We start from the raw sequence: 19,204 nt of genomic DNA on the forward strand, positions 1-19,204 counted from the left end.
ACGACACTTCATGTGTCGCTGTCTGCCCAAGGCCTTGCCTGGGCGATTCACTTGACCCGAATGGTCATCGGGTCATCCAAACAGGCTCTGTTTTTCCCTTGGATGAAAGAAACGTTCGCATAACACAACGCGTAACGGGCGGCCCCTTTCCTGCCCTGAAAAAGTGAACGTGGATACCTGAAATTTAGACCCTTGCGGTGATTTGCGCTGCCTTGATCATTGCGCCACAAAGTCTTTCCTGGCAACCGCTTATTGACGATTTGCAAGGTGGTTTCACCGCTCGTCCGAACGTGCGCCAAGTGTCCTGCACTCTGATTTACTAAGTTACAGGCGTCATGCGACAACTTCGCGTCTACGGCAAGGCGCACGGTATAAGCGGTTTAAGGATTTTATCGCTCAACACGAGTGAGTGCATGGAGGCGGGAAGCCAATGGCCAGAGTCATTCTGGAGATCGATACGCAACTGTATCGATTGCTCAAGTCATCAGCCGAGACCAATCATTTGAGTCTTGAAGAGGAGTGCTGCCGACGTTTGATGGGCGCGGAGCGTCGGTCACGTTACTTGCAGGCACTGCTGGCAGAATTGCGCGCCGAGGATGAACAGCGGCGCGCGAAATCCCACTGATTACTTTTTCTTCGCCGGCGTTTTCGGGCAATCCGATTCCTGATAGCTGGCAGAACCCACCGCACGGTTGGTCTTCACCTCGGTGAAGTCGTAACGCATGATCGCGCCCTTGGCCATCAGCTTGCGGAACGACGGGTTGTTGCAGACCGAGGCACCCAGCTGGAAGTACACGGCTTTCGGGTCGGCGCGCATCTTGTTGGCGTGGCTGCTTTGCACGCTCAAGTGGTTGATCAGCGTTTTGCCTTCGACGGTGTAGCCCTGATCGAGAATGTCTTCATTGATTGCCCGTGGAGTGCCAACGCTGCTTTGTTTGGCGACGTTTTGCAGCTCTTTGTTCAGATTCTGCTCACTCAAGGATGCGGCCTGAGCGTTGAAAGACAACGCCAGCAGAATGGCAGTGGAGGGAACGATAAGGCGCAGCATGAAACTCTCCTGGGGCAGTGATGGGTGGTTTGACCCATCACGTGACTGTGCGTTCAGTGGCCGCGAATTATAGGGGAGGTGGCCTGGACGGTACAGGTTTGCGCCAACCGGTCTGGTAAACTGCCGGGACTTTTTGCCCTGCCGAGTGTTTTTCGTGTCGATTTCCCTGTTTTGTCGGCGTTACCTGCGATGAGCCATGCCCCCAACGCCGTAGCCCGCCTGCGCGATCAGCGCGAAGACGATGGCATCAAGCCGATTCAGGCCCGCGGCTGGCGCGCGCCCCGTTGCCGAAACTGCCGTGTGATCGAGAGCCATTGCCTGTGCGCCTGGCGCCCGCAGGTCGAAACCCGTTCCGGGGTGTGCCTGATCATGACCGGCAAGGAAGTGTTCAAGCCGAGCAACACCGGTTGGCTGATTGCCGATGTGGTGCGCGATAACCATGCGTTCATCTGGTCGCGGACGGAGGTCGATCAACAGCTGCTGGCGTTGTTGTCCGACCCGCAATGGCAGCCTTACCTGGTATTTCCGGGGGAATATGTCGAGCCCGAGCGCGTGACCCACAGTGTGGCGCTGGATAGCGCCAAGCGGCCGCTGTTCATTCTGTTGGACGCGACCTGGACCGAAGCGCGGAAGATTTTCCGCAAAAGCCCTTACTTTGACGGGTTGCCGATCCTCAGTCTGTTACCTGAGAAACTCTCACGCTACCAATTGCGTCGATCTACCCGCAGCGAGCACTTGTGCACCGCGGAAGTCGCGGCGCTGTGTCTCGATCTGGCGGGCGATGTGCAAGCGGCATCGGCACTGGACGCTTATTTCGATGTGTTCAGTCAGCATTACCTCGACGCCAAGCGACAGCTGGAAATGAACGTCGAAACGCCAGCGCACGCCGAGCTGCTGCCGTTTGTGCAGAACCTCGCCCCGGTCATGGGCTGATTGTCGCCCATACTGCAAAAGACTGTACTGGCCATGTAGCTTGACCACCCCGGTTTCGCTGGGCATGCTTGGCGCCGATCAGGGCGCGGCCGAAGTTTGATACGCCGTATTCTTATGCGAATAACTACGTGAATTGCCACGTATTGGCGTTGAACGTGCCCCCAGGTGCAGCTCCGTGGCTGTACCTCGAGTTGTTAGAAGAACAGGATCATTTGAAAAATGGCCACATACGAAATCCTGATTGCCGATGACCATCCACTTTTCCGTTCTGCCTTGCATCAAGCGTTGACCCTGGGCCTTGGCCCGGATGTCCGACTGGTGGAAGTGGCGAGCATTGCCGAACTGGAAACCCGCCTTACCGAAAAATCCGACTGGGATCTGGTACTGCTGGATCTGAACATGCCGGGGGCGTACGGTTTTTCCGGCCTGGTGCTGCTGCGTGGGCAGTACCCGCAGATTCCGGTGGTGATGGTTTCGGCCCAGGAAGAAGCCTCGGTGATGGTCAAGTCCCGTGAATTCGGCGCTAGCGGCTTTATTCCCAAGTCCAGCGACCTCAGCGTGATCCAGAAAGCCGTGCGTGCGGTGCTGGATGGCGATGTGTACTGGCCACCGCAAGCATTCGAAGCGGTCAGTGTTTCCGATGAAGCCAAGGCTGCCAGCGAAGGCCTTGCGAGCCTGACGCCGCAGCAGTTCCGGGTGTTGACGATGGTCTGCGAAGGCTTGCTCAACAAGCAGATTGCTTACGAGCTGAGTGTTTCCGAAGCGACCATCAAGGCTCACGTGACCGCGATTTTCCGTAAACTGAATGTGCGGACCCGGACTCAGGCGGCGTTGTTGCTGCAACAACTTGAGTCAATTTCGAGCCACTAAGGGTTGGCATATTCACGCTTTTTTGACTTTGGTTAATCTAGCTTTCTCACTCCTTTATTGGTCAGTTGCCCACTCTATGTCTCCTTTCAAAGGCCAGACCGGCCTGAAACGTATTCTCAACGCCTCCGGCTATTCCTTTGATGGCCTGCGCGCGGCCTTTACCGGCGAAGCGGCTTTCCGGCAGCTGGTATTGCTTAACGTCATCCTGATTCCGCTGTCGTTCTTCCTGAACGTCAGCCGTGTCGAGCAAGCGCTGCTGATCGCCGTGTGCTTGCTGGCCTTGATCGTCGAATTGCTCAATTCGGCGGTGGAAGCGGCTATCGACCGCATTTCCCTTGAGCGGCATCCGCTGTCGAAGAACGCCAAGGACATGGGCAGCGCCGCGCAATTCGTGGCGTTGACCATGATTGGCCTGGTGTGGGCATTGATTCTGCTTTAAGCGATTGTCGGCAACACGATTTCGTCGCTGCGCTGCACCCCGGCGGTGAACGCGCGGCACAGATCGAGGAACTCACGCATCGCTGAGGTCTGGTATTTCTGTTTGTGCCAGATGAAGTAGAACTGCCGCGCCAGGTCTAGGTCCGGTGTTTCCACCGGCACCAGGCTGCCTCGACGGAATGCGTCCCGCAGCGCCAGGCGCGAAATGCAGCCAATCCCCAGACCCGATTCCACCGCGCGCTTGATCGCTTCGGTGTGCTCAAGCTCCAGGCGGATGTTCAGCGAGCTACGGTGATGACGCATGGCCTGATCAAATGTCAGTCGCGTGCCCGAACCTTGTTCACGCAAAATCCAGGCTTCATGGCTCAGCTCATCCATGGTTGCGGTGCCGCGTTTGGCCAACGGATGCTGCGGTGCGCAAAACACCACCAGCTCATCCTCGACCCAGCTCTGCACTTCGATGTCCGGGTGGCTGCAATCGCCTTCAATCAGACCCAGATCAATTTCGTAGTGGGCAACTTGTTGCACGATGTTGGCAGTGTTCTGCACATGCAGCTTCACCTGGCTTTCCGGGTGGCGCTGCATGAAGCTGCCGATCAACAGGGTGGCCAGATAATTGCCAATGGTCAGGGTCGCGCCCACGGCCAATGAACCAAAACCGGATTTGCCGTTGAGCAGATCTTCGATTTCCTTGGCCTGGTCGAGCAGGGCCACCGCTTGCGGCAACAGTTGTTTGCCGAGGGCGTTGAGGCTCAGCCGTTTACCGGCGCGGTCGAATAACTGGCAGCTGCACTGGCGCTCCAGTTCGGTGATGGAAGTGCTCGCCGCCGATTGCGAGAGGTTGAGCAGGCCCGCAGCACGGGATACGCTTTCCTGCTGGGCGACGGCGACGAATACTTGAAGTTGACGGAGAGTAAATCGCATATCGATATAACCGATAACCCTTATCTTAATAATCCATTTAACAGATATTGTTACTGCTATTAGAATGCGATGCAATTGCGCACCGCATCTTTAGCAGCGCATGCGCAGACCAATCTCCAGGAGTCCCACGTACATGAGCAACATGAACCACGAGCGTGTCCTCAGTGTTCATCACTGGAACGACACTCTGTTCAGCTTCAAGTGCACCCGTGATCCGGGCCTGCGCTTCGAGAACGGTCAGTTCGTGATGATCGGCCTGCAACAGCCCAACGGCCGCCCGCTTATGCGCGCTTACTCGATTGCCAGCCCTAACTGGGAAGAGCATCTCGAGTTCTTCAGCATCAAGGTGCCTGACGGTCCGCTGACTTCCCAGTTGCAGCATCTGAAGGAAGGCGACGAGATCATCATCAGCAAGAAGCCTACCGGCACGCTGGTGCTCGATGACCTGAAGCCTGGCAAACACTTGTACCTGCTCAGCACCGGTACCGGTCTGGCGCCATTCATGAGCGTCATCCAGGACCCGGAAACCTACGAGCGTTTCGAAAAAGTGATCCTGTGCCACGGCGTACGTTACGTCAACGAAGTCGCCTATCGCGAGTTCATCACCGAGCACCTGCCGCAGAACGAGTTCTTCGGTGATGCGCTGCGTGACAAGTTGATCTACTACCCGACCGTGACCCGCGAGCCGTTCGAGAACGAAGGTCGCCTGACCGACCTGATGCGCAGCGGCAAGCTGTTCAGCGACATCGGCCTGCCACCGATCAACCCGCAGGACGACCGTGCGATGCTGTGCGGCAGCCCGAGCATGCTCGACGAGACCAGCGAAGTGTTGAACAGCTTCGGCCTGAAAGTCTCGCCGCGGATGCGCGAGCCGGGTGACTATCTGATCGAGCGTGCGTTCGTCGAGAAGTAAGACTCCCGCATGACTGAAAAGCCCGCATTGCCTGAACAGGCAATGCGGGCTTTTTTGCTGGACGCATCCTGTAGGAGCACGGCTTGCCGGCGATGGCGTCCTTGAAATTGCCATCGCGAGCAAGCTCAGCTCCTACGAATTGGATGCTGGAATGACTTCCAGAACGCGGATCAGCTCCGGCGTAGGGTAGTGCCAGCGCACATCGACATCCCAGAACTGCGCGCCATATTCTCGTTCCGGCGCGGGCGTCTGGTAGGCCGGGCGCGGATCTTGTGCCAGGCATTGCTCGATCAATTCGACCAAGGGCTCTTCCAGGCGCTGAGCGTGCCCGTGAGCCTGTTGCAGTGCGGCATCCGTCCACTGCACGGCAATCAACTGCGGCGCGGCGCTGGCGATGCTGTTGGAGGCGCTGTCGATGATGTCGGCATAAGGCACGTAGGGTTTGATGTCGAGAATCGGCGTGCCGTCCAACAGGTCTATGCCGGATATCCACAGGCGATTGGCTTCGACCTTGTCCAGTTTGACCACTGATTGGCCAATACCATTCGGGCGATGGGTTGCGCGGGTGGCAAACACGCCCATGGATTTGTTGCCGCCCAGGCGAGGCGGGCGGACTTTGAGGCGTGGTTTTTCTTCCAGCGCCTGATGAAACAGGAACAGCAGCCAGACATGGCTGACCTGCTCCAGCCCTTGCACCGCATCACCCTGATCGAATGGCGCCACCAGTTCCAGAACGCCGCGCGCGGCCGGAGCCAGTTGCGGTTGGCGCGGGATGGCGAACTTCTCCTTGAAACAGGAGCGCACGAAGCCGATGGGGGAAACGCTGTAGGTCATGGTTTGAAGTCGAGGCGGGAGCGGGCGGGCATGATAACCCGGCCAGCTTCAAATCTGCTGTTGACTGGAATGACGCTATCGCGGGCAAGCCCGGCTCCCACAGGGATCTCAGGTGAATACAGATTTTGTGTACGCCAAAAACCTGTGGGAGCGTGGCTTGCCCGCGATAGCCGCACCGCCGATCTACAAGCTGAACCCACCATCTAACGGAATGATATTTCCAGTCATGTACGCCCCTGCCGTACTCGCCAGACTGATTGCCAGCGCCGCCATCTCTTCCTCGCGCCCCCAGCGCTTCATCGGGATCAACGCCGTATCCTCGGCCAATGCCTGTTCATCATTGCCGATGTGCTGGGTCATCTTGCTGGGAAAGCGCCCCGGTGCGATGACGTTGACGTTGATGTGCTGGGTCACCAGTTCCCGCGCCAGAATCCGCGACAGTTGATGCAATGCCGCTTTGCTCGGCCCGTAGGCATACGCCTGCTCGCCGAACGATGAAATCCCTGCGACCGAACCGATGTTGATAATCCGCGCCGGATTCGCTTCGGAACCCGCTTTGCGCAGCAACGGCAGGAATTGCTGGATGCAGTTGAATACCGACGTCACATTGAGCTGCATGACCTTTTCCCAGCCCTTGATCGGGTAGCTCTCCAACGGCGCGCCCCACGTGGTGCCGGCGTTGTTCACCAGAATGTCGAGATGGCTGATTTGCTCATCGAGTCGTGTGGCCAATTGCAGCACGCCTTCTTCGGTAGCGAGGTTGGCGGCCACGCCTTGGCAGCGTCCGAACGCACTCAGTTCATCAGCCGTTTGCTGGCAGGCTTCGGCATCGCGGGCGCAGACGTACACGGTGGCGCCGGCTTCGACGTAGGCCTTGGCGATCATTTTGCCGATGCCGCGGGTGCCGCCGGTCACCAGAGCGGTGCGGCCTTGCAGGGAAAAGTAGGGGTGCATGACGAGTCCTGAGAACTGAGGGTCTATACACCCTAGTCGTCAGCCGCCAGAAGCGGAGCCACTATTTTTGAGCGGAATGAGAGGCCATATGGCCTGGACTTGAGCTGCGTGTTTGCAGCCCAAGGAAGGGGCGGGGATTACTGCGGGCGAACGCGCAGGGTCAGGCCCTTGAGGAAGTTGCGCAGCAACTGGTCGCCGCACGGGCGGTAGTTGGTGTGGCCGAACTTGCGGAACAGCGCGCTCAGCTCAGGCTTGGACACCGGGAACTCGGCAGCCTTGAGGATCGCGTGCATGTCGTCCTCCTTGAGTTCGAAGGCCACGCGCAGTTTTTTCAGGATGATGTTGTTGGTCACCGGCACTTCGATCGGCTGCGGCGGACGGCTTTCGTCCTTGCCGCGCTTGAAGATCACCAGGCCGTCGAGGAAATGCGCCATGACTTCGTCCGGGCAGCGCACGAAGCCTTCCTCGTCTTCCTCTTTCTTGTCGAGGTAGGTCAGCAGGTCTTCGAGTTTCACATCCATGCCACCGAGCTTGATGATCTCGATGACTTTCTTGTCGCTGATGTCGAGCATGTAGCGCACGCTGCGCAGTACGTCGTTATGAATCATGTGGGCAGTCCTGATATTCAGCTGTGGGCGTCGCGGCCAAGCGCGACGCCGAAATGTGTGGCGGCGTGAAAAGCCTTAGAACTTTTCTTTGCCGGACATGTAGCGCCATTGCCCCACGGGCACTTTGCCGATGGACACGCCGCCGATGCGGATGCGGCGGATGCCCACGACCTTCAGGCCGACGGCCTGGCAGAACAGGGCGAGGATGCCTGGTTGCGGGTTCTTCATGGCGAAGCGCAGACGGTTTTCGTTCTGCCAGCTGGCCTTGACCGGCGGCAGTTCCTTACCCTTGTAGGTCAGGCCGTGCTGCAGGCGGTTGAGGCCGTGCTCGACCATGTTGCCTTCGACCTCGACCACGTATTCCTGCTCGATCTTGTTGGAGTCGGCAGTGAGCTTGCGCAGAATCTTCCAGTCCTGGGTGAACACCAGCAAACCGCTGGCGTTCGCCTGCAAGTCAGTGCTGGCGGTCAGGCGCTGGAAGTGGCCCTTGAGCGGGCGTTTGCCGTAGCGGTGTTCTTCGCTCAGGGTTTCGGCGGTGATGGTCGCCATGGCGGTGTCCGCGTCCATGCCGGCGGGCACGTTGAACAGGATGGTCACCGGTTCCGGCGCAGTGGCCTTGGCCTCTGGATCCAGCTCGACTTTTTGCGCGTCGACCTTGAACTGCGGCTCGTCGATGACTTCGCCGTCCACGGTGACCCAGCCGCCCTCGATGAACAGCTCAGCCTCCCGACGGGAACAGCCGACGAGTTCGATGAGGCGTTTGGAGAGACGAATCGGGTCAGTCATGACAGGGCCGTAACAAAAAAGGGGTGGGCATTGTACCTGCCTGGCGCCGGTTAAGCCCGATTCCATTTGCGGCATGTGGCTTTTTGTGGGAGCGGGCTTGCTCGCGAAAGCGGTAGATCAGTCGATTCATCTGTTGAGTGGCACACCGTATTCGCGAGCAAGCCCGCTCCCACATTTGTTCTATGTTGTCAGGCATGTTGCGAGCGTTGCTGGTTCTGGCGCATCCGCATATGCAACAACGGATACGGCTGCCCCATGCCGTCTACTTCCGAACGACCGATCACCTCAAAACCCTGCTTGAAATAAAATCCCAGGGCCTGCGGGTTCTGTTCGTTGACGTCCAGTTCATCGGCGTTGAGATTTTCCATCGCGTAGCGCAGCAATTTCTTGCCCAGTCCCTGGCCGCGATGTGCCGGGTCGATGAAGAGCATTTCGATCTTGCCCGCCGCGACCCCGGCGAATCCGGTAATGCGCTGGCTGGAGTCCTTGGTGCAGATCAGCATCACCGCATCGAGATAGCGGGTCAGCACCAGATTCTTTAGCAGTTCGATGTAGCTGTCCGGCAGGAAATCGTGGGTGGCGCGGACCGAGGCCTCCCAGACCTGGGTCAATTCTTCGTAATCGCTTTGTTTCGGTGTATGGATGACCGAGTGTTGGCGCATGTCCGCCTGCTCCTTATTTTTGCAACCGGCTGTAAAAGATGAGAATCCGTTCTTCACCAAACGATAGCCGTAAAAAAGCCCCGCATCTCGTCAAGAGAGCAGGGCTTTTCGTATTTTTTGCGTTTAGATCTGTTCAGCCCACAGGTCGTATTCGTCGGCGTCGGTCACTTTGCACCAGACTTTATCGCCCGGTTTCAGGTTGCTGCCGTTGTCGATGAATACGTTGCCGTCGATTTCCGGGGCATCGAAGAAGCAGCGGCCGACCGCGCCTTGCTCGTCGACTTCATCGACCAGTACTTCAATTTCACGGCCGATGCGCATTTGCAGGCGCGCCGAGCTGATCGCTTGCTGGTGCGCCATGAAGCGGTCCCAACGGTCCTGCTTGACGTCATCCGGAACAACTTCCAGATCCAGGTCGTTGGCCGGAGCGCCATCCACCGGCGAGTACTGGAAGCAGCCGACGCGGTCGAGCTGGGCTTCGGTCAGCCAGTTCAGCAGGTACTGGAAGTCTTCTTCGGTTTCGCCGGGGAAGCCGACGATGAAGGTCGAACGGATAATCAGGTCCGGGCAGATCTCGCGCCAGTTCTTGATGCGCGCCAGGGTCTTGTCTTCGAACGCCGGGCGTTTCATCGACTTCAGCACTTTCGGGCTGGCGTGCTGGAACGGGATGTCCAGGTACGGCAGGATCTTGCCGGCGGCCATCAGCGGGATCAGTTCGTCGACGTGCGGGTACGGGTAGACGTAGTGCAGGCGAACCCAGACGCCGAGGGTGCTCAGGGCTTCGCAGAGTTCGGTCATGCGGGTTTTCACCGGCGCGCCGTTCCAGAAACCGGTGCGGTATTTCACGTCGACGCCGTAGGCGCTGGTGTCTTGCGAAATCACCAACAGCTCTTTGACGCCGGACTTGACCAGGCGCTGGGCCTCGTCGAGAACATCGCCCACCGGACGGCTGACCAGTTTGCCGCGCATCGACGGGATGATGCAGAAGCTGCAGCTGTGGTTGCAGCCTTCGGAAATCTTCAGGTACGCGTAGTGACGCGGGGTCAGTTTGATCCCTTGTGGCGGCACCAGGTCGATCAGCGGGTTGTGGTCTTTACGCGGCGGCACGACTTCGTGCACGGCGTTGACCACTTGCTCGTACTGCTGCGGACCGGTCACGGCCAGCACGCTCGGGTGTACGTTGCGGATGTTGCCTTCTTCGACGCCCATGCAGCCGGTCACGATGACCTTGCCGTTTTCCTTGATGGCTTCGCCAATCACTTCCAGGGATTCAGCCTTGGCCGAGTCGATGAAACCGCAGGTGTTGACCACCACGACATCGGCGTCCTGATAAGTGGACACGACGTCATAGCCTTCCATGCGCAGCTGGGTAAGGATGCGCTCGGAGTCGACCAGAGCTTTCGGGCAACCCAGGGATACGAAGCCAACCTTTGGATTGGCCGGCGCGGGAGTGGTGGACATGTCTAACCTCGGTATTTTGTGACGCCGCTTGCCGGGGTGGGCAAAACCGACGGACGGGCGCTTGAACTGCGCCTCTGATCAAAAAGTGCGCAATTCTAGCGATGAGACGTTCACTTGACCAGCTTTATGCAGGGAAATGCGACGAGTGCTGCGCTATGCTTCGCGCCGTTGGGCTTTACCGATTTTTTACAGTCAACAAAACGTCTGTAACGTGAAGTAAAACAGCGCATGCTGCATGACAAAGCATAGTGCTTCGTTCGAAGAAGCCGGTTTGGGAATCAGGAGTTTTGGATGGGTCAGGCAAGTAGTCAGGCTGCGGGCGCCGAGCATTCGGCGGCGAAGCCGATCGGCATGCTGGTCGCGGCGGTCGGGGTGGTTTACGGCGATATCGGCACCAGTCCGCTGTACACCCTCAAAGAAGTGTTCTCCGGTGGCTATGGCGTGCCGGTCAACCATGACGGCGTGTTGGGAATTCTCGCGCTGATCTTCTGGTCGCTGATCTGGGTCGTGTCGATCAAGTACATGATGTTCGTCCTGCGCGCCGACAACCAAGGCGAAGGCGGGATCATGGCCTTGACCGCGCTGGCGCGGCGGGCGGCGGCAGGGCATGCCAAGCTGCGCGGCTTTCTGGTGGTTTGCGGGTTGATCGGTGCGGCGCTGTTCTATGGCGACAGCATGATCACCCCGGCGATTTCCGTGTTGTCGGCAATCGAAGGGCTGGGATTGGCGTTCGATGGCATCGACCATTGGGTGGTGCCGCTGTCGCTGGTGGTGCTGGTGGCGTTATTTCTCATCCAGCGTCATGGCACCGCGCGCATCGGCATTCTGTTCGGGCCGATCATGGTGACCTGGTTTGTGGTGCTGGGGGCATTGGGTGTCTACGGCATCATTCAGCATCCGGAAGTGCTGCAAGCGATGAACCCGGTGTGGGGCGTGCGTTTCTTCATCGTTCATCCCGGCATGGGCGTGGCAATCCTTGGCGCAGTGGTACTGGCGTTGACCGGTGCTGAAGCGTTGTACGCCGACATGGGCCACTTCGGCCGCAAGCCGATCGCGCGCGCCTGGTTCATCCTGGTGCTGCCGGCGCTGGTGCTGAACTACTTCGGCCAGGGCGCATTGCTGCTCGGTGATCCGGAAGCGGCGCGCAACCCGTTCTATCTGCTTGCGCCGAGCTGGGCGTTGATCCCGCTGGTAGGCCTGTCGACCCTGGCCACGGTGATTGCCTCCCAAGCCGTTATCTCCGGAGCTTTCTCCCTGACCCGCCAAGCGATCCAGCTCGGCTACATTCCGCGCATGCACATCCAGCACACCTCCAGCGCCGAACAGGGCCAGATCTACATCGGTGCGGTGAACTGGTCGCTGATGGTCGGCGTAGTGCTGCTGGTGCTTGGCTTCGAATCTTCCGGTGCCCTGGCCTCGGCCTACGGCGTGGCGGTGACCGGCACCATGCTGATGACCAGCATTCTGGTGTCGGCAGTGATTCTGCTGCTGTGGAAGTGGCCGCCGGTCCTGGCGGTGCCGATCTTGCTGGGTTTCCTTGTGGTCGACGGTGTGTACTTCGCCGCCAACGTGCCGAAAATCATCCAGGGCGGGGCTTTCCCGGTGATTGCTGGTCTCGCCTTGTTTGTCCTCATGACCACCTGGAAGCGCGGCAAGCAGTTGCTGGTGGATCGTATCGACGAAGGTGGGCTGCCGCTTGAGATCTTCATCAGCAGCATCGCCGTGCAACCGCCGCATCGGGTCCAGGGCACCGCGGTGTTCCTGACTGCCCGCCCCGACGCCGTGCCTCACGCGCTGTTGCACAACCTGTTGCATAACCAGGTGCTGCACGAGCAAGTGGTGCTGCTGACGGTGGTGTACGAAGACATCCCGCGGGTACCGCCGAGCCGGCGTTTTGAGGTCGATTCCTACGGCGAGGGTTTCTTCCGGGTGATCCTGCACTTCGGCTTCACCGACGAGCCGGACGTGCCGAAGGCGCTGAAACTGTGTCATCTCGATGAACTGGACTTCAGCCCGATGCGCACCACGTACTTCCTCAGCCGCGAAACGGTCATCGCCTCCAAACTCGAAGGCATGGCCCGCTGGCGCGAAGCGTTGTTCGCCTTCATGTTGCAGAACGCCAACGGCAATTTGCGTTTCTTCAATCTGCCGCTGAATAGGGTGATTGAGCTGGGGACGCAGGTGGAGATGTAAGTCCCATCAAAAAAAGCCCCCGTTGCCATTGCGGCAGCGGGGGCTTTTTTGTGTGTGCTGTTAGCTGCCCGATCAATACTGCGTTTTACAGCTTGCTGTACGTCAAATTCGACGCAATACTCTGCGTATAAGTCTGTGTTCAATTTTGCGTAAAAAGCTAGAGAGGTGAGTATGACTGCGTTATTAGAGCGTGCTGACCAAGCAATATCGGTGACAGCAATGGTCAGGGGGTTCAGTGCGAGACTCAAAGAGATCTCCAGCCGAGCCACCGAGCGTCTGGTAATTTTCAAAGACAATCAACCGGCAGCGGTCATTATCAATGTCGATGCATATCAGGAAATGCTCGACGAGCTGGAAGACTTTCGGATTGAAGCCGCGGCAAGGGAGCGACTGGTCGGGTTCGATCAGGCCAAAGCAATCAGTCACGACGATATGCGGGCACGGTACGCCAGGAAAGACTAAAGGAGCGGTGGATGGTTTGGGGCGTGATCTACTGATCGTTGCCGTCGGCGCTCGACGCGATGAAGAGGTCTACGCTTCGGCAGAACGTCGTCTCTAACTAAAAAAGCGCCCGCAACCTAACGGCTGCGGGGGCTTTTTGCAGGTGCGGCTCAGATCATTCCTGAGCTTCGGTTTCCTGTGCCTGACGCTTCTCGATCACACCTACCAACCGCTGTGCCAGCGCCGGGTAGTTCTCATCGAAGTGGTGGCCGCCGGGCAGTTTGATGACTTCGCCCACGGCGCTCTTGTCGGTGCAGCCGCTTTCATCGACTTCTTCTTCACCGTAGATGCACACCACTTTGGCGGCGGGCAGCTTGGCCATTTCCGGGCCGGTGGCGGCTTCTTTGCCGGCGTTGCCGAGCCAGCCTTCGACTTCGATTTCGAAGCTGCCGGTGCGGGCGAAGGCCAGCAGGATGATTGCGTCGACGCGATTCTGTTCCGACTCGGCCAGGCGATTGTAGATGGCCGGCAGTACGTCGGCACCGAACGAGTAACCGGTCAGGATGAAGCGCTTGGTGCCCCATTTCTGCCGGTAGTGCTGCATCAGTTCTGCCAGGTCCAGGGCGCTTTGCTCGGGACTCTTGTGTTGCCAGTAGTAGCGCAAGGTGTCGATGCCGACCACTGGATAGCCGATTTTCGCCATCTCGCCCGCAACATCGCGGTCGAGATCGCGCCAGCCGCCATCACCGGACAGGAACAGAGTCACGGTGTCCTTGGCCTGACCGGCCGGCACTTCGACCACTGGAATCTGCAGGCCACCTGCAGCTTTGTCGCCGCCGACAAGGATTTTGCGCAGTTCGTTGTTCAGCACTTGCGGCAGGTTGATGTCGTAGTCGCTGATGCTGGTTTCGGCGTTGGGCTGATCGCGCACGAAACCGGCGCTGGTGTCGTCCGGGTTGTCGTTCCACGCCACCAGCCAATGGCCGTGGGCGGCGCTTTTCGGCAGCAGGTGAGTGCAACCACCGGGTTTCTCCAGGGCCAGGTCCACCGAAACGGCCTGGGCCTTGTCGTTCTTCTGTTCCGACAACCAGCGCCAGGCCAGCACGGCGCCAGGGCCGATGCCGCTGACCAGCGTGGCCGGGCCTTTCAGTTCGCGCAGACCTGCTTGCAGGGCGCGGCTTTGCAGCAGGCAGTCCTTGGGCAGGATCACCTGGACGATTTGCGCCGAAGCGCTGCGGCTCAGGGTGGTCAGTTGCTTGTCATTGAGCTTCTGGTCGTCGTTGACCGCCACCAGCACCTGAGCCTTCGGCGTGGTGCCGGGGATGACGCGGGTCATGGCGGCGCCATCGGCCGGGGTGAGCTGTTCTAGGGTCGGTTCCGGTGCCGGGCGTTTGAGGTACCAGAAACCGCCGCCGAGAATCACGGCCAGCACAATCAGTGCGGCCAGGATGTACTTCAGGGAGCGTTGAATCATCAGCGTTTCACCAATCCAGTCAAGCCGCCCGCGATCAGGGCAGCAGTGTCGGCCAGGGCAACCAGCGGATCAAGTCCGGCGGGCACGGCCATATAACGGGGTTCCCAGTCAGGCTGGAACTTGTCTTTGAAGCGGCGCAAGCCTTGGAAGTTGTAGAGCTGCTCACCACGGCGGAATACCATCGAGCCCAGGCGCTGGGTCAGCGGTGCGCCGCGACGGGGTTGCAACCCCGACAACGGCACCATGCCCAGGCTGAAGCGCGCGTATCCGTGACTCTTATAATGTTGAATCAGGCCGACCATCATGAATTCCATGGTCAGCTTGGGAGCGTCCGGGTGCGCGCGCATCAGGTCGAGGCTGGCCAGGTCATGGCCGTAGGTCTCGAGCAGGTTGGCGAACGCCACCGGGCGCCCTTCGAAACGGATCACCGCAATGCGGAAATGCTTGAGGTAATCATCGCTGAAACGGCCGAGGGAGAAGCCTTTCTCGCGCACGTTCTTGCCGGTCAGCCAGGCATCGGAAATCACCTTGAGCTCATCCATCGGTGCCAGACCCGGCTCGTGAATCTCCAGCGACAGACCATCGCGGGTGCCACGGTTCCAGGTGTAGCGCAGGTCTTTCATCTCTTTGCCCTTGGCCTCGAGATCAAAACGCTTGAGATCGACCCGGGCTTCTTCGCCGAGCTTGATCGCGGTCAGGCCGATGTCCATGTAGTACGGCAGGTTCTCTGCGCGCACTTGATAGAACACCGGGCGGGCGTGATGGATGTCGCAAAGGTCGCGGAACTGCCAGATCATTTCCGCCCGTTGCTGGCCCGGGCCGATAGGGTCATACAGCGCCACCAGGCTGCGGCCACGGCGGGCGTACATCAGGAACGCTTCGTCGTTGGGGTGGAACAGCAACGCCTTGTCACCGGTCAGGGCCAGGCCACCGTCCGGTTGTGCCGACGCCATGAGGATCTTGCTGGCGCGTTCCAGTTCATCGGGTGTCGGCAGATGGATTACCGGGCGTGCGGTGCGCAGCAGCCAGGTCAGGGACACCACCACCAGCAACACGGCGGCGCCGAGCAGTGAGCGCAAGCCACGGGGGGCGTCGGCGTCGAGGGTGAACTGCCACCAGAGTTGATGGCTGTACGGCACGTCTTGATAGGCGAACAGCAGCAGCCACATCGAGGCGCCGAGTACGCACAGGCTCGCCACCAGATACAGCGGCGAGAACGGCAATTCAGTCAGGCGGCTGGGGCGATAGAACGAACGCCGGAAGACCCCGAGCAGGCTCGCCGTCAGCACCATCAGGCTGGCTTCCTCCCAGTCGAACCCCTTGAGCAAGGAGAGCAGGGCGCCGACCAGCAACAGAATGGTGGTCAGCATCCACGCCGCCGACAGTCGGCGACGCAGGCCCTGGGCCAGCAATAGGCAAAGCACGCCGACCAGGCTGGCGCCAAAGTGCGAGGCGTCGACCAGACGGTGCGGGATCAGGAAGCCGATGTGTTCCAGACGGGTGTCGATTTCGGGGGTGGCTCCGGAGAACAGCAGTACCACGCCCGACAGGAATACCAGCACCGCGAGGATCGGCGCGGCGAGGCCGGAGGCTGCGCGCAGGGTCTGGCGCGTCTGGAACAGGCGCTGCCCTTCGTTGATCAGCAGCAACAGGCAAGCCACCAGCATCGGCAGCACCACATAAATCAGGCGATAGAGCAGCAGCGCGGCGGCCAGAGGCGCAGCGCCGAGCTTGTCGGAGAACGCCGCAAGCAAGATCGCTTCGAACACCCCGACACCGCCCGGCACATGGCTGAGCACGCCGGCGGCCAGCGCCAACAGGTAAACCAGCAGGAATGCACCGAAGGGCGGCGCTTCCGGCAGTAACAGATAGAGCACGGCGGCGGCGGCTGCCACGTCCAGCGCGGTAATCACCAGTTGCAGGAAGGTCAGGCGGCGACCGGGCAGGCGCAGAGTGCGACGGCCGATTCTGACCAGCAGGTTGTCGGCGTAAGGTTGCTCCGGCAGGCGCCGACGGTAAATGCCGATGGCTACGACGGAAAACAGTACCAGCACGGCGCCCGCAACGGTGCCCAGCAAGGTTTCGGAAAGACCCAGGGCGGCAGAGGCGGCTGGCAGGTTGCTGAGCGTCGCGAGAGCGGCGAGCGGCGGCAGGGCGCAGCCGAGCGAGAGGCTGGCGAACAGCGTCATGTGGGCGACTTCAGTGGCCCCCAGTCCGTGGCGTGCATATAGACGGTAGCGAACCGAGCCGCCCGACAGCATCGAAAGGCCGATGGCATTGCCGATGGCGAAAGCGGTGAACCCGCCTAGCGCCAGAGTTCGCGGTGCCAGGGTCACGCCGGCGTAGCGACTGGCCGACCATTCGTAACCCAGCAGGATGATGAAACCCACCACGGTCGCGCCGAACGCACCGAGCAAGGCTGGTTTGGGGACTTCGAGGATCGAGTCGTGCAGAGCGTCCAGATCGAGTTCGCTCAGCAGGTGACGACAGGCAATCAGCGCGATCGCAAACAACAGCAGCGTGATCGCCAGGCCGATGGGCTGACGGTATTTGCTGACGCGATCAAGCAAGCGCAACCGCTCGGCCTTGATCGGTTGTGTTGCTGTGACGGTGTCTTGTGAATCAGACGAGTTGGCGCGCATCAATCACCTCTTGGATTGTGCGCGACAGGATGGAGGTATCCAGCCAAGTTACCAATCCCTGTAGAAAAAAATAATCACAAATATTAACGCCAATCACCGGCGGTCGGTGATTGCACATCATCAGTCGAAGAGGGCTGAGTCTGCGATTGAGCATAGACTGAACTCGGCGCATTGGTGACCCCCAACGGCTCACCACACGGTGACAGATCATTGTTGCGAAAGGACTTTTTCAACAGATACAAAAAAGGCCACTCTTTCGAGTAGCCTTTTTTGATGTTTGGTTGCGGGAGCCGGATTTGAACCGACGACCTTCGGGTTATGAGCCCGACGAGCTACCAGACTGCTCCATCCCGCGTCTGTGTGGCGGCATTCTATAGAGATACGCCGGGGTGTCAACCGTTAAAACCGAACCGGGTCAAATAAACGTATAAACGCGTCAAACGGTCGCAGGGTCGGCCTAAGTTTCGGAATCTGAACGAATTCTCATTTCGGCAGTGCGGACTCATGAGGTCGTGTTCTGCAAAACAGGCGCGCACAAAAAAGGCCACTCTTTCGAGTAGCCTTTTTTGATGTTTGGTTGCGGGAGCCGGATTTGAACCGACGACCTTCGGGTTATGAGCCCGACGAGCTACCAGACTGCTCCATCCCGCGTCTGTGTGTCGGCATTCTACAGAGGATCGACGGGGTGTCAACCGTCAATTTCGGTAAAACCTCTTCAGGTTCAATCGCTTAGGTCTTCGGCCACGGTATGGATTAGCCTGAGAGGCAGGCGTAGCAAGGCTTGTGGCTCTATTAGCGCCCGTTGTGCGATTGAAAAAATAAATTCATCCGGGTTTTCCTACAGCGGGAAAAGAACATTCACACTACTGGTGCTATATACAGGTGTCAGTGAGATACTGCTTTTCTGACACGGCATGCAGCCATTTCTTCATCCCTTAAACTGCTTTCATATGACCCAGCGAAAAATCATCCACGTCGATTGTGACTGTTTCTACGCCGCCATCGAAATGCGTGACGATCCGAGCCTCGCCGGCAAACCACTGGCGGTGGGCGGCTCGGCGGATCGGCGCGGGGTGATCGCTACCTGCAATTATGAGGCTCGGGCCTATGGCGTGCGTTCAGCCATGTCGTCCGGGCATGCGTTGAAGCTGTGCCCGGACCTGACCATCGTCAGGCCGCGTATGGATGCCTATAGAGAAGCGTCGAAGGAAATTCATACGATTTTTCGTGATTACACCGACATCATCGAGCCGCTTTCCCTCGACGAGGCCTACCTCGATGTGTCGGACTGCGCGCATTTCGGTGGTAGCGCCACACGCATCGCCCAGGACATCCGTCGCCGGGTCTCGAATCAGCTGCACATCACCGTGTCGGCCGGCGTGGCGCCGAACAAATTTCTCGCCAAGATCGCCAGCGACTGGAAAAAACCCAATGGTCTGTTCGTCATTACACCGGATCAGGTCGAGGGCTTCGTCAGTGGTCTGCCGGTCAGCAAGCTGCACGGGGTCGGCAAAGTCACCGCCGAAAAGCTGGGCAAACTGGGCATCGTCGATTGTGCGCAATTGCGCGAGTGGGACAAGTTGGCGCTGGTGCGCGAATTCGGCAGCTTTGGTGAGCGAATGTGGAGCCTGGCCCGTGGGATCGATGACCGCCAGGTGCATAACGACAGTCGCCGGCAGTCGATCAGTGTCGAAAATACCTACGATGTCGATCTGCCGGATCTGCGCAGTTGCCTGGACAAGTTGCCGGAATTGCTGGAAACCCTCAAAACCCGCATGGCACGAATCGACAGCAGCTACCGGCCGGGCAAGCCGTTCGTCAAAGTGAAGTTTCATGATTTCACCCAGACCACGCTGGAGCAGGCCGGGGCAGGGCGGGATTTGGGCAGTTATCAGCTATTGCTGACCCAGGCTTTCAATCGCGGCGGCAAACCTGTGCGGTTGTTGGGGGTGGGGGTCAGGCTGGAGGATTTGCGGGGCGGGTTCGAGCAGATGGAGTTGTTTGAGCGGTAGGGATGCAGGTT

General features: G+C 59.2%; 18 protein-coding genes and 2 tRNA genes. 8 read left to right on the plus strand and 12 right to left on the minus strand.

The window, feature by feature from the left end; translation table 11 throughout:
* Window positions 1-430 precede the first annotated feature (430 nt).
* A complete protein-coding gene (locus tag V6Z53_RS08500; protein WP_338585075.1) occupies window positions 431-625 on the plus strand; it encodes a hypothetical protein in 195 nt (64 codons plus the stop codon).
* On the opposite strand, the gene V6Z53_RS08505 is transcribed toward V6Z53_RS08500, so the two are convergent.
* Window positions 626-1,048 carry a PA3611 family quorum-sensing-regulated virulence factor gene (locus tag V6Z53_RS08505; RefSeq protein ID WP_338585076.1) on the minus strand — a complete coding sequence of 141 codons (423 nt, stop codon included), beginning with the start codon at window positions 1,046-1,048 and terminating at the stop codon, window positions 626-628.
* A 189-nt stretch (window positions 1,049-1,237) separates the two neighbouring features.
* On the opposite strand from V6Z53_RS08505, the gene V6Z53_RS08510 reads away from it, so the two are divergent.
* The 3 genes from V6Z53_RS08510 to V6Z53_RS08520 all read left to right on the plus strand — a co-directional run bounded on the left by V6Z53_RS08510 (window position 1,238) and on the right by V6Z53_RS08520 (window position 3,290).
* Window positions 1,238-1,981 carry a tRNA-uridine aminocarboxypropyltransferase gene (locus V6Z53_RS08510; RefSeq protein WP_338585077.1) on the plus strand — a complete coding sequence of 248 codons (744 nt, stop codon included), beginning with the start codon at window positions 1,238-1,240 and terminating at the stop codon, window positions 1,979-1,981.
* Window positions 1,982-2,200: 219 nt separating this feature from the next.
* The gene (gene erdR / locus V6Z53_RS08515; protein WP_175389034.1) at window positions 2,201-2,851 is read left to right on the plus strand and encodes a response regulator transcription factor ErdR; all 651 of its coding nucleotides are present in this window, start codon (window positions 2,201-2,203) and stop codon (window positions 2,849-2,851) included.
* Window positions 2,852-2,927: 76 nt separating this feature from the next.
* Window positions 2,928-3,290, plus strand: a complete 363-nt coding sequence (locus tag V6Z53_RS08520) for a diacylglycerol kinase (RefSeq protein ID WP_338585078.1) — start codon at window positions 2,928-2,930, stop codon at window positions 3,288-3,290.
* Here the strand turns inward: V6Z53_RS08520 and V6Z53_RS08525 are convergent.
* Window positions 3,287-4,213 (minus strand): LysR family transcriptional regulator, encoded by a 927-nt coding sequence (locus tag V6Z53_RS08525; RefSeq protein WP_033047456.1) that lies wholly within the window; start codon window positions 4,211-4,213, stop codon window positions 3,287-3,289. The two genes, V6Z53_RS08520 and V6Z53_RS08525, sit on opposite strands and share 4 nt — an antisense overlap.
* A 133-nt stretch (window positions 4,214-4,346) precedes the next feature.
* Between V6Z53_RS08525 and fpr the strand changes: the two genes are divergently transcribed.
* Window positions 4,347-5,126, plus strand: coding sequence for a ferredoxin-NADP reductase (gene fpr / locus V6Z53_RS08530; protein WP_008054100.1), 780 nt, complete (start codon window positions 4,347-4,349; stop codon window positions 5,124-5,126).
* A 132-nt stretch (window positions 5,127-5,258) separates the two neighbouring features.
* Here fpr and tsaA read toward each other — a convergent pair whose 3' ends face one another.
* The 6 genes from tsaA to rimO all read right to left on the minus strand — a co-directional run bounded on the left by tsaA (window position 5,259) and on the right by rimO (window position 10,431).
* Complete coding sequence (gene tsaA / locus V6Z53_RS08535; protein WP_338585079.1) at window positions 5,259-5,960, minus strand: tRNA (N6-threonylcarbamoyladenosine(37)-N6)-methyltransferase TrmO; 702 nt, start codon at window positions 5,958-5,960, stop codon at window positions 5,259-5,261.
* A gap of 183 nt (window positions 5,961-6,143) precedes the next feature.
* The gene (locus tag V6Z53_RS08540) at window positions 6,144-6,914 is read right to left on the minus strand and encodes an SDR family oxidoreductase (protein WP_338585080.1); all 771 of its coding nucleotides are present in this window, start codon (window positions 6,912-6,914) and stop codon (window positions 6,144-6,146) included.
* Window positions 6,915-7,051: 137 nt separating this feature from the next.
* The gene (locus V6Z53_RS08545; RefSeq protein WP_338585081.1) at window positions 7,052-7,522 is read right to left on the minus strand and encodes a DUF1456 family protein; all 471 of its coding nucleotides are present in this window, start codon (window positions 7,520-7,522) and stop codon (window positions 7,052-7,054) included.
* A 75-nt stretch (window positions 7,523-7,597) separates the two neighbouring features.
* A complete protein-coding gene (locus V6Z53_RS08550; RefSeq protein ID WP_338585082.1) occupies window positions 7,598-8,308 on the minus strand; it encodes an rRNA pseudouridine synthase in 711 nt (236 codons plus the stop codon).
* Window positions 8,309-8,496: 188 nt separating this feature from the next.
* Window positions 8,497-8,970: a GNAT family N-acetyltransferase gene (locus V6Z53_RS08555; RefSeq protein WP_338585083.1), complete on the minus strand. Its 474-nt coding sequence runs from the start codon at window positions 8,968-8,970 to the stop codon at window positions 8,497-8,499.
* A 123-nt stretch (window positions 8,971-9,093) separates the two neighbouring features.
* Window positions 9,094-10,431 carry a 30S ribosomal protein S12 methylthiotransferase RimO gene (rimO, locus tag V6Z53_RS08560; RefSeq protein ID WP_338585084.1) on the minus strand — a complete coding sequence of 446 codons (1,338 nt, stop codon included), beginning with the start codon at window positions 10,429-10,431 and terminating at the stop codon, window positions 9,094-9,096.
* A gap of 291 nt (window positions 10,432-10,722) precedes the next feature.
* Between rimO and V6Z53_RS08565 the strand changes: the two genes are divergently transcribed.
* Together V6Z53_RS08565 and V6Z53_RS08570 are read left to right on the plus strand one after the other, a co-directional pair.
* On the plus strand, window positions 10,723-12,624 hold the full coding sequence (locus V6Z53_RS08565; RefSeq protein WP_338585085.1) for a potassium transporter Kup: 1,902 nt from the start codon (window positions 10,723-10,725) through the stop codon (window positions 12,622-12,624).
* Between the two features lie 171 nt (window positions 12,625-12,795).
* Complete coding sequence (locus V6Z53_RS08570) at window positions 12,796-13,086, plus strand: type II toxin-antitoxin system Phd/YefM family antitoxin (RefSeq protein ID WP_338585086.1); 291 nt, start codon at window positions 12,796-12,798, stop codon at window positions 13,084-13,086.
* 154 nt (window positions 13,087-13,240) lie between these two features.
* Here the strand turns inward: V6Z53_RS08570 and V6Z53_RS08575 are convergent, their stop codons facing one another.
* The 4 genes from V6Z53_RS08575 to V6Z53_RS08590 all read right to left on the minus strand — a co-directional run bounded on the left by V6Z53_RS08575 (window position 13,241) and on the right by V6Z53_RS08590 (window position 17,832).
* Window positions 13,241-14,539, minus strand: coding sequence for an AcvB/VirJ family lysyl-phosphatidylglycerol hydrolase (locus V6Z53_RS08575; protein ID WP_338585087.1), 1,299 nt, complete (start codon window positions 14,537-14,539; stop codon window positions 13,241-13,243).
* Window positions 14,539-17,181 (minus strand): bifunctional lysylphosphatidylglycerol flippase/synthetase MprF, encoded by a 2,643-nt coding sequence (mprF, locus tag V6Z53_RS08580; protein WP_338585088.1) that lies wholly within the window; start codon window positions 17,179-17,181, stop codon window positions 14,539-14,541. The genes V6Z53_RS08575 and mprF overlap by 1 nt, the downstream gene beginning before the upstream one ends.
* A gap of 278 nt (window positions 17,182-17,459) precedes the next feature.
* A tRNA-Met gene (locus V6Z53_RS08585) sits at window positions 17,460-17,536 on the minus strand.
* Between the two features lie 219 nt (window positions 17,537-17,755).
* Window positions 17,756-17,832, minus strand: a tRNA-Met gene (locus V6Z53_RS08590).
* Between the two features lie 299 nt (window positions 17,833-18,131).
* On the opposite strand from V6Z53_RS08590, the gene dinB reads away from it, so the two are divergent.
* On the plus strand, window positions 18,132-19,193 hold the full coding sequence (gene dinB / locus V6Z53_RS08595; protein ID WP_338585089.1) for a DNA polymerase IV: 1,062 nt from the start codon (window positions 18,132-18,134) through the stop codon (window positions 19,191-19,193).
* Window positions 19,194-19,204 lie beyond the last annotated feature (11 nt).

Source organism: Pseudomonas sp. MAG733B (assembly GCF_036884845.1).
Classification (GTDB): domain Bacteria; phylum Pseudomonadota; class Gammaproteobacteria; order Pseudomonadales; family Pseudomonadaceae; genus Aquipseudomonas.

What these genes read in the sequence shown, in the direction of transcription:
- V6Z53_RS08525 (WP_033047456.1), bottom strand. Translation starts at nt 4,213, where the DNA reads ATGCGATTTACTCTCCGTCAACTTCAAGTATTCGTCGCCGTCGCCCAG.
- V6Z53_RS08510 (WP_338585077.1), top strand. Translation starts at nt 1,238, where the DNA reads ATGAGCCATGCCCCCAACGCCGTAGCCCGCCTGCGCGATCAGCGCGAA.
- fpr (WP_008054100.1), top strand. Translation starts at nt 4,347, where the DNA reads ATGAGCAACATGAACCACGAGCGTGTCCTCAGTGTTCATCACTGGAAC.
- tsaA (WP_338585079.1), bottom strand. Translation starts at nt 5,960, where the DNA reads ATGACCTACAGCGTTTCCCCCATCGGCTTCGTGCGCTCCTGTTTCAAG.
- V6Z53_RS08545 (WP_338585081.1), bottom strand. Translation starts at nt 7,522, where the DNA reads ATGATTCATAACGACGTACTGCGCAGCGTGCGCTACATGCTCGACATC.
- rimO (WP_338585084.1), bottom strand. Translation starts at nt 10,431, where the DNA reads ATGTCCACCACTCCCGCGCCGGCCAATCCAAAGGTTGGCTTCGTATCC.
- V6Z53_RS08565 (WP_338585085.1), top strand. Translation starts at nt 10,723, where the DNA reads ATGGGTCAGGCAAGTAGTCAGGCTGCGGGCGCCGAGCATTCGGCGGCG.
- mprF (WP_338585088.1), bottom strand. Translation starts at nt 17,181, where the DNA reads ATGCGCGCCAACTCGTCTGATTCACAAGACACCGTCACAGCAACACAA.
- V6Z53_RS08575 (WP_338585087.1), bottom strand. Translation starts at nt 14,539, where the DNA reads ATGATTCAACGCTCCCTGAAGTACATCCTGGCCGCACTGATTGTGCTG.
- V6Z53_RS08570 (WP_338585086.1), top strand. Translation starts at nt 12,796, where the DNA reads ATGACTGCGTTATTAGAGCGTGCTGACCAAGCAATATCGGTGACAGCA.
- V6Z53_RS08505 (WP_338585076.1), bottom strand. Translation starts at nt 1,048, where the DNA reads ATGCTGCGCCTTATCGTTCCCTCCACTGCCATTCTGCTGGCGTTGTCT.
- V6Z53_RS08540 (WP_338585080.1), bottom strand. Translation starts at nt 6,914, where the DNA reads ATGCACCCCTACTTTTCCCTGCAAGGCCGCACCGCTCTGGTGACCGGC.
- V6Z53_RS08555 (WP_338585083.1), bottom strand. Translation starts at nt 8,970, where the DNA reads ATGCGCCAACACTCGGTCATCCATACACCGAAACAAAGCGATTACGAA.
- V6Z53_RS08500 (WP_338585075.1), top strand. Translation starts at nt 431, where the DNA reads ATGGCCAGAGTCATTCTGGAGATCGATACGCAACTGTATCGATTGCTC.
- erdR (WP_175389034.1), top strand. Translation starts at nt 2,201, where the DNA reads ATGGCCACATACGAAATCCTGATTGCCGATGACCATCCACTTTTCCGT.
- V6Z53_RS08550 (WP_338585082.1), bottom strand. Translation starts at nt 8,308, where the DNA reads ATGACTGACCCGATTCGTCTCTCCAAACGCCTCATCGAACTCGTCGGC.
- V6Z53_RS08520 (WP_338585078.1), top strand. Translation starts at nt 2,928, where the DNA reads ATGTCTCCTTTCAAAGGCCAGACCGGCCTGAAACGTATTCTCAACGCC.
- dinB (WP_338585089.1), top strand. Translation starts at nt 18,132, where the DNA reads ATGACCCAGCGAAAAATCATCCACGTCGATTGTGACTGTTTCTACGCC.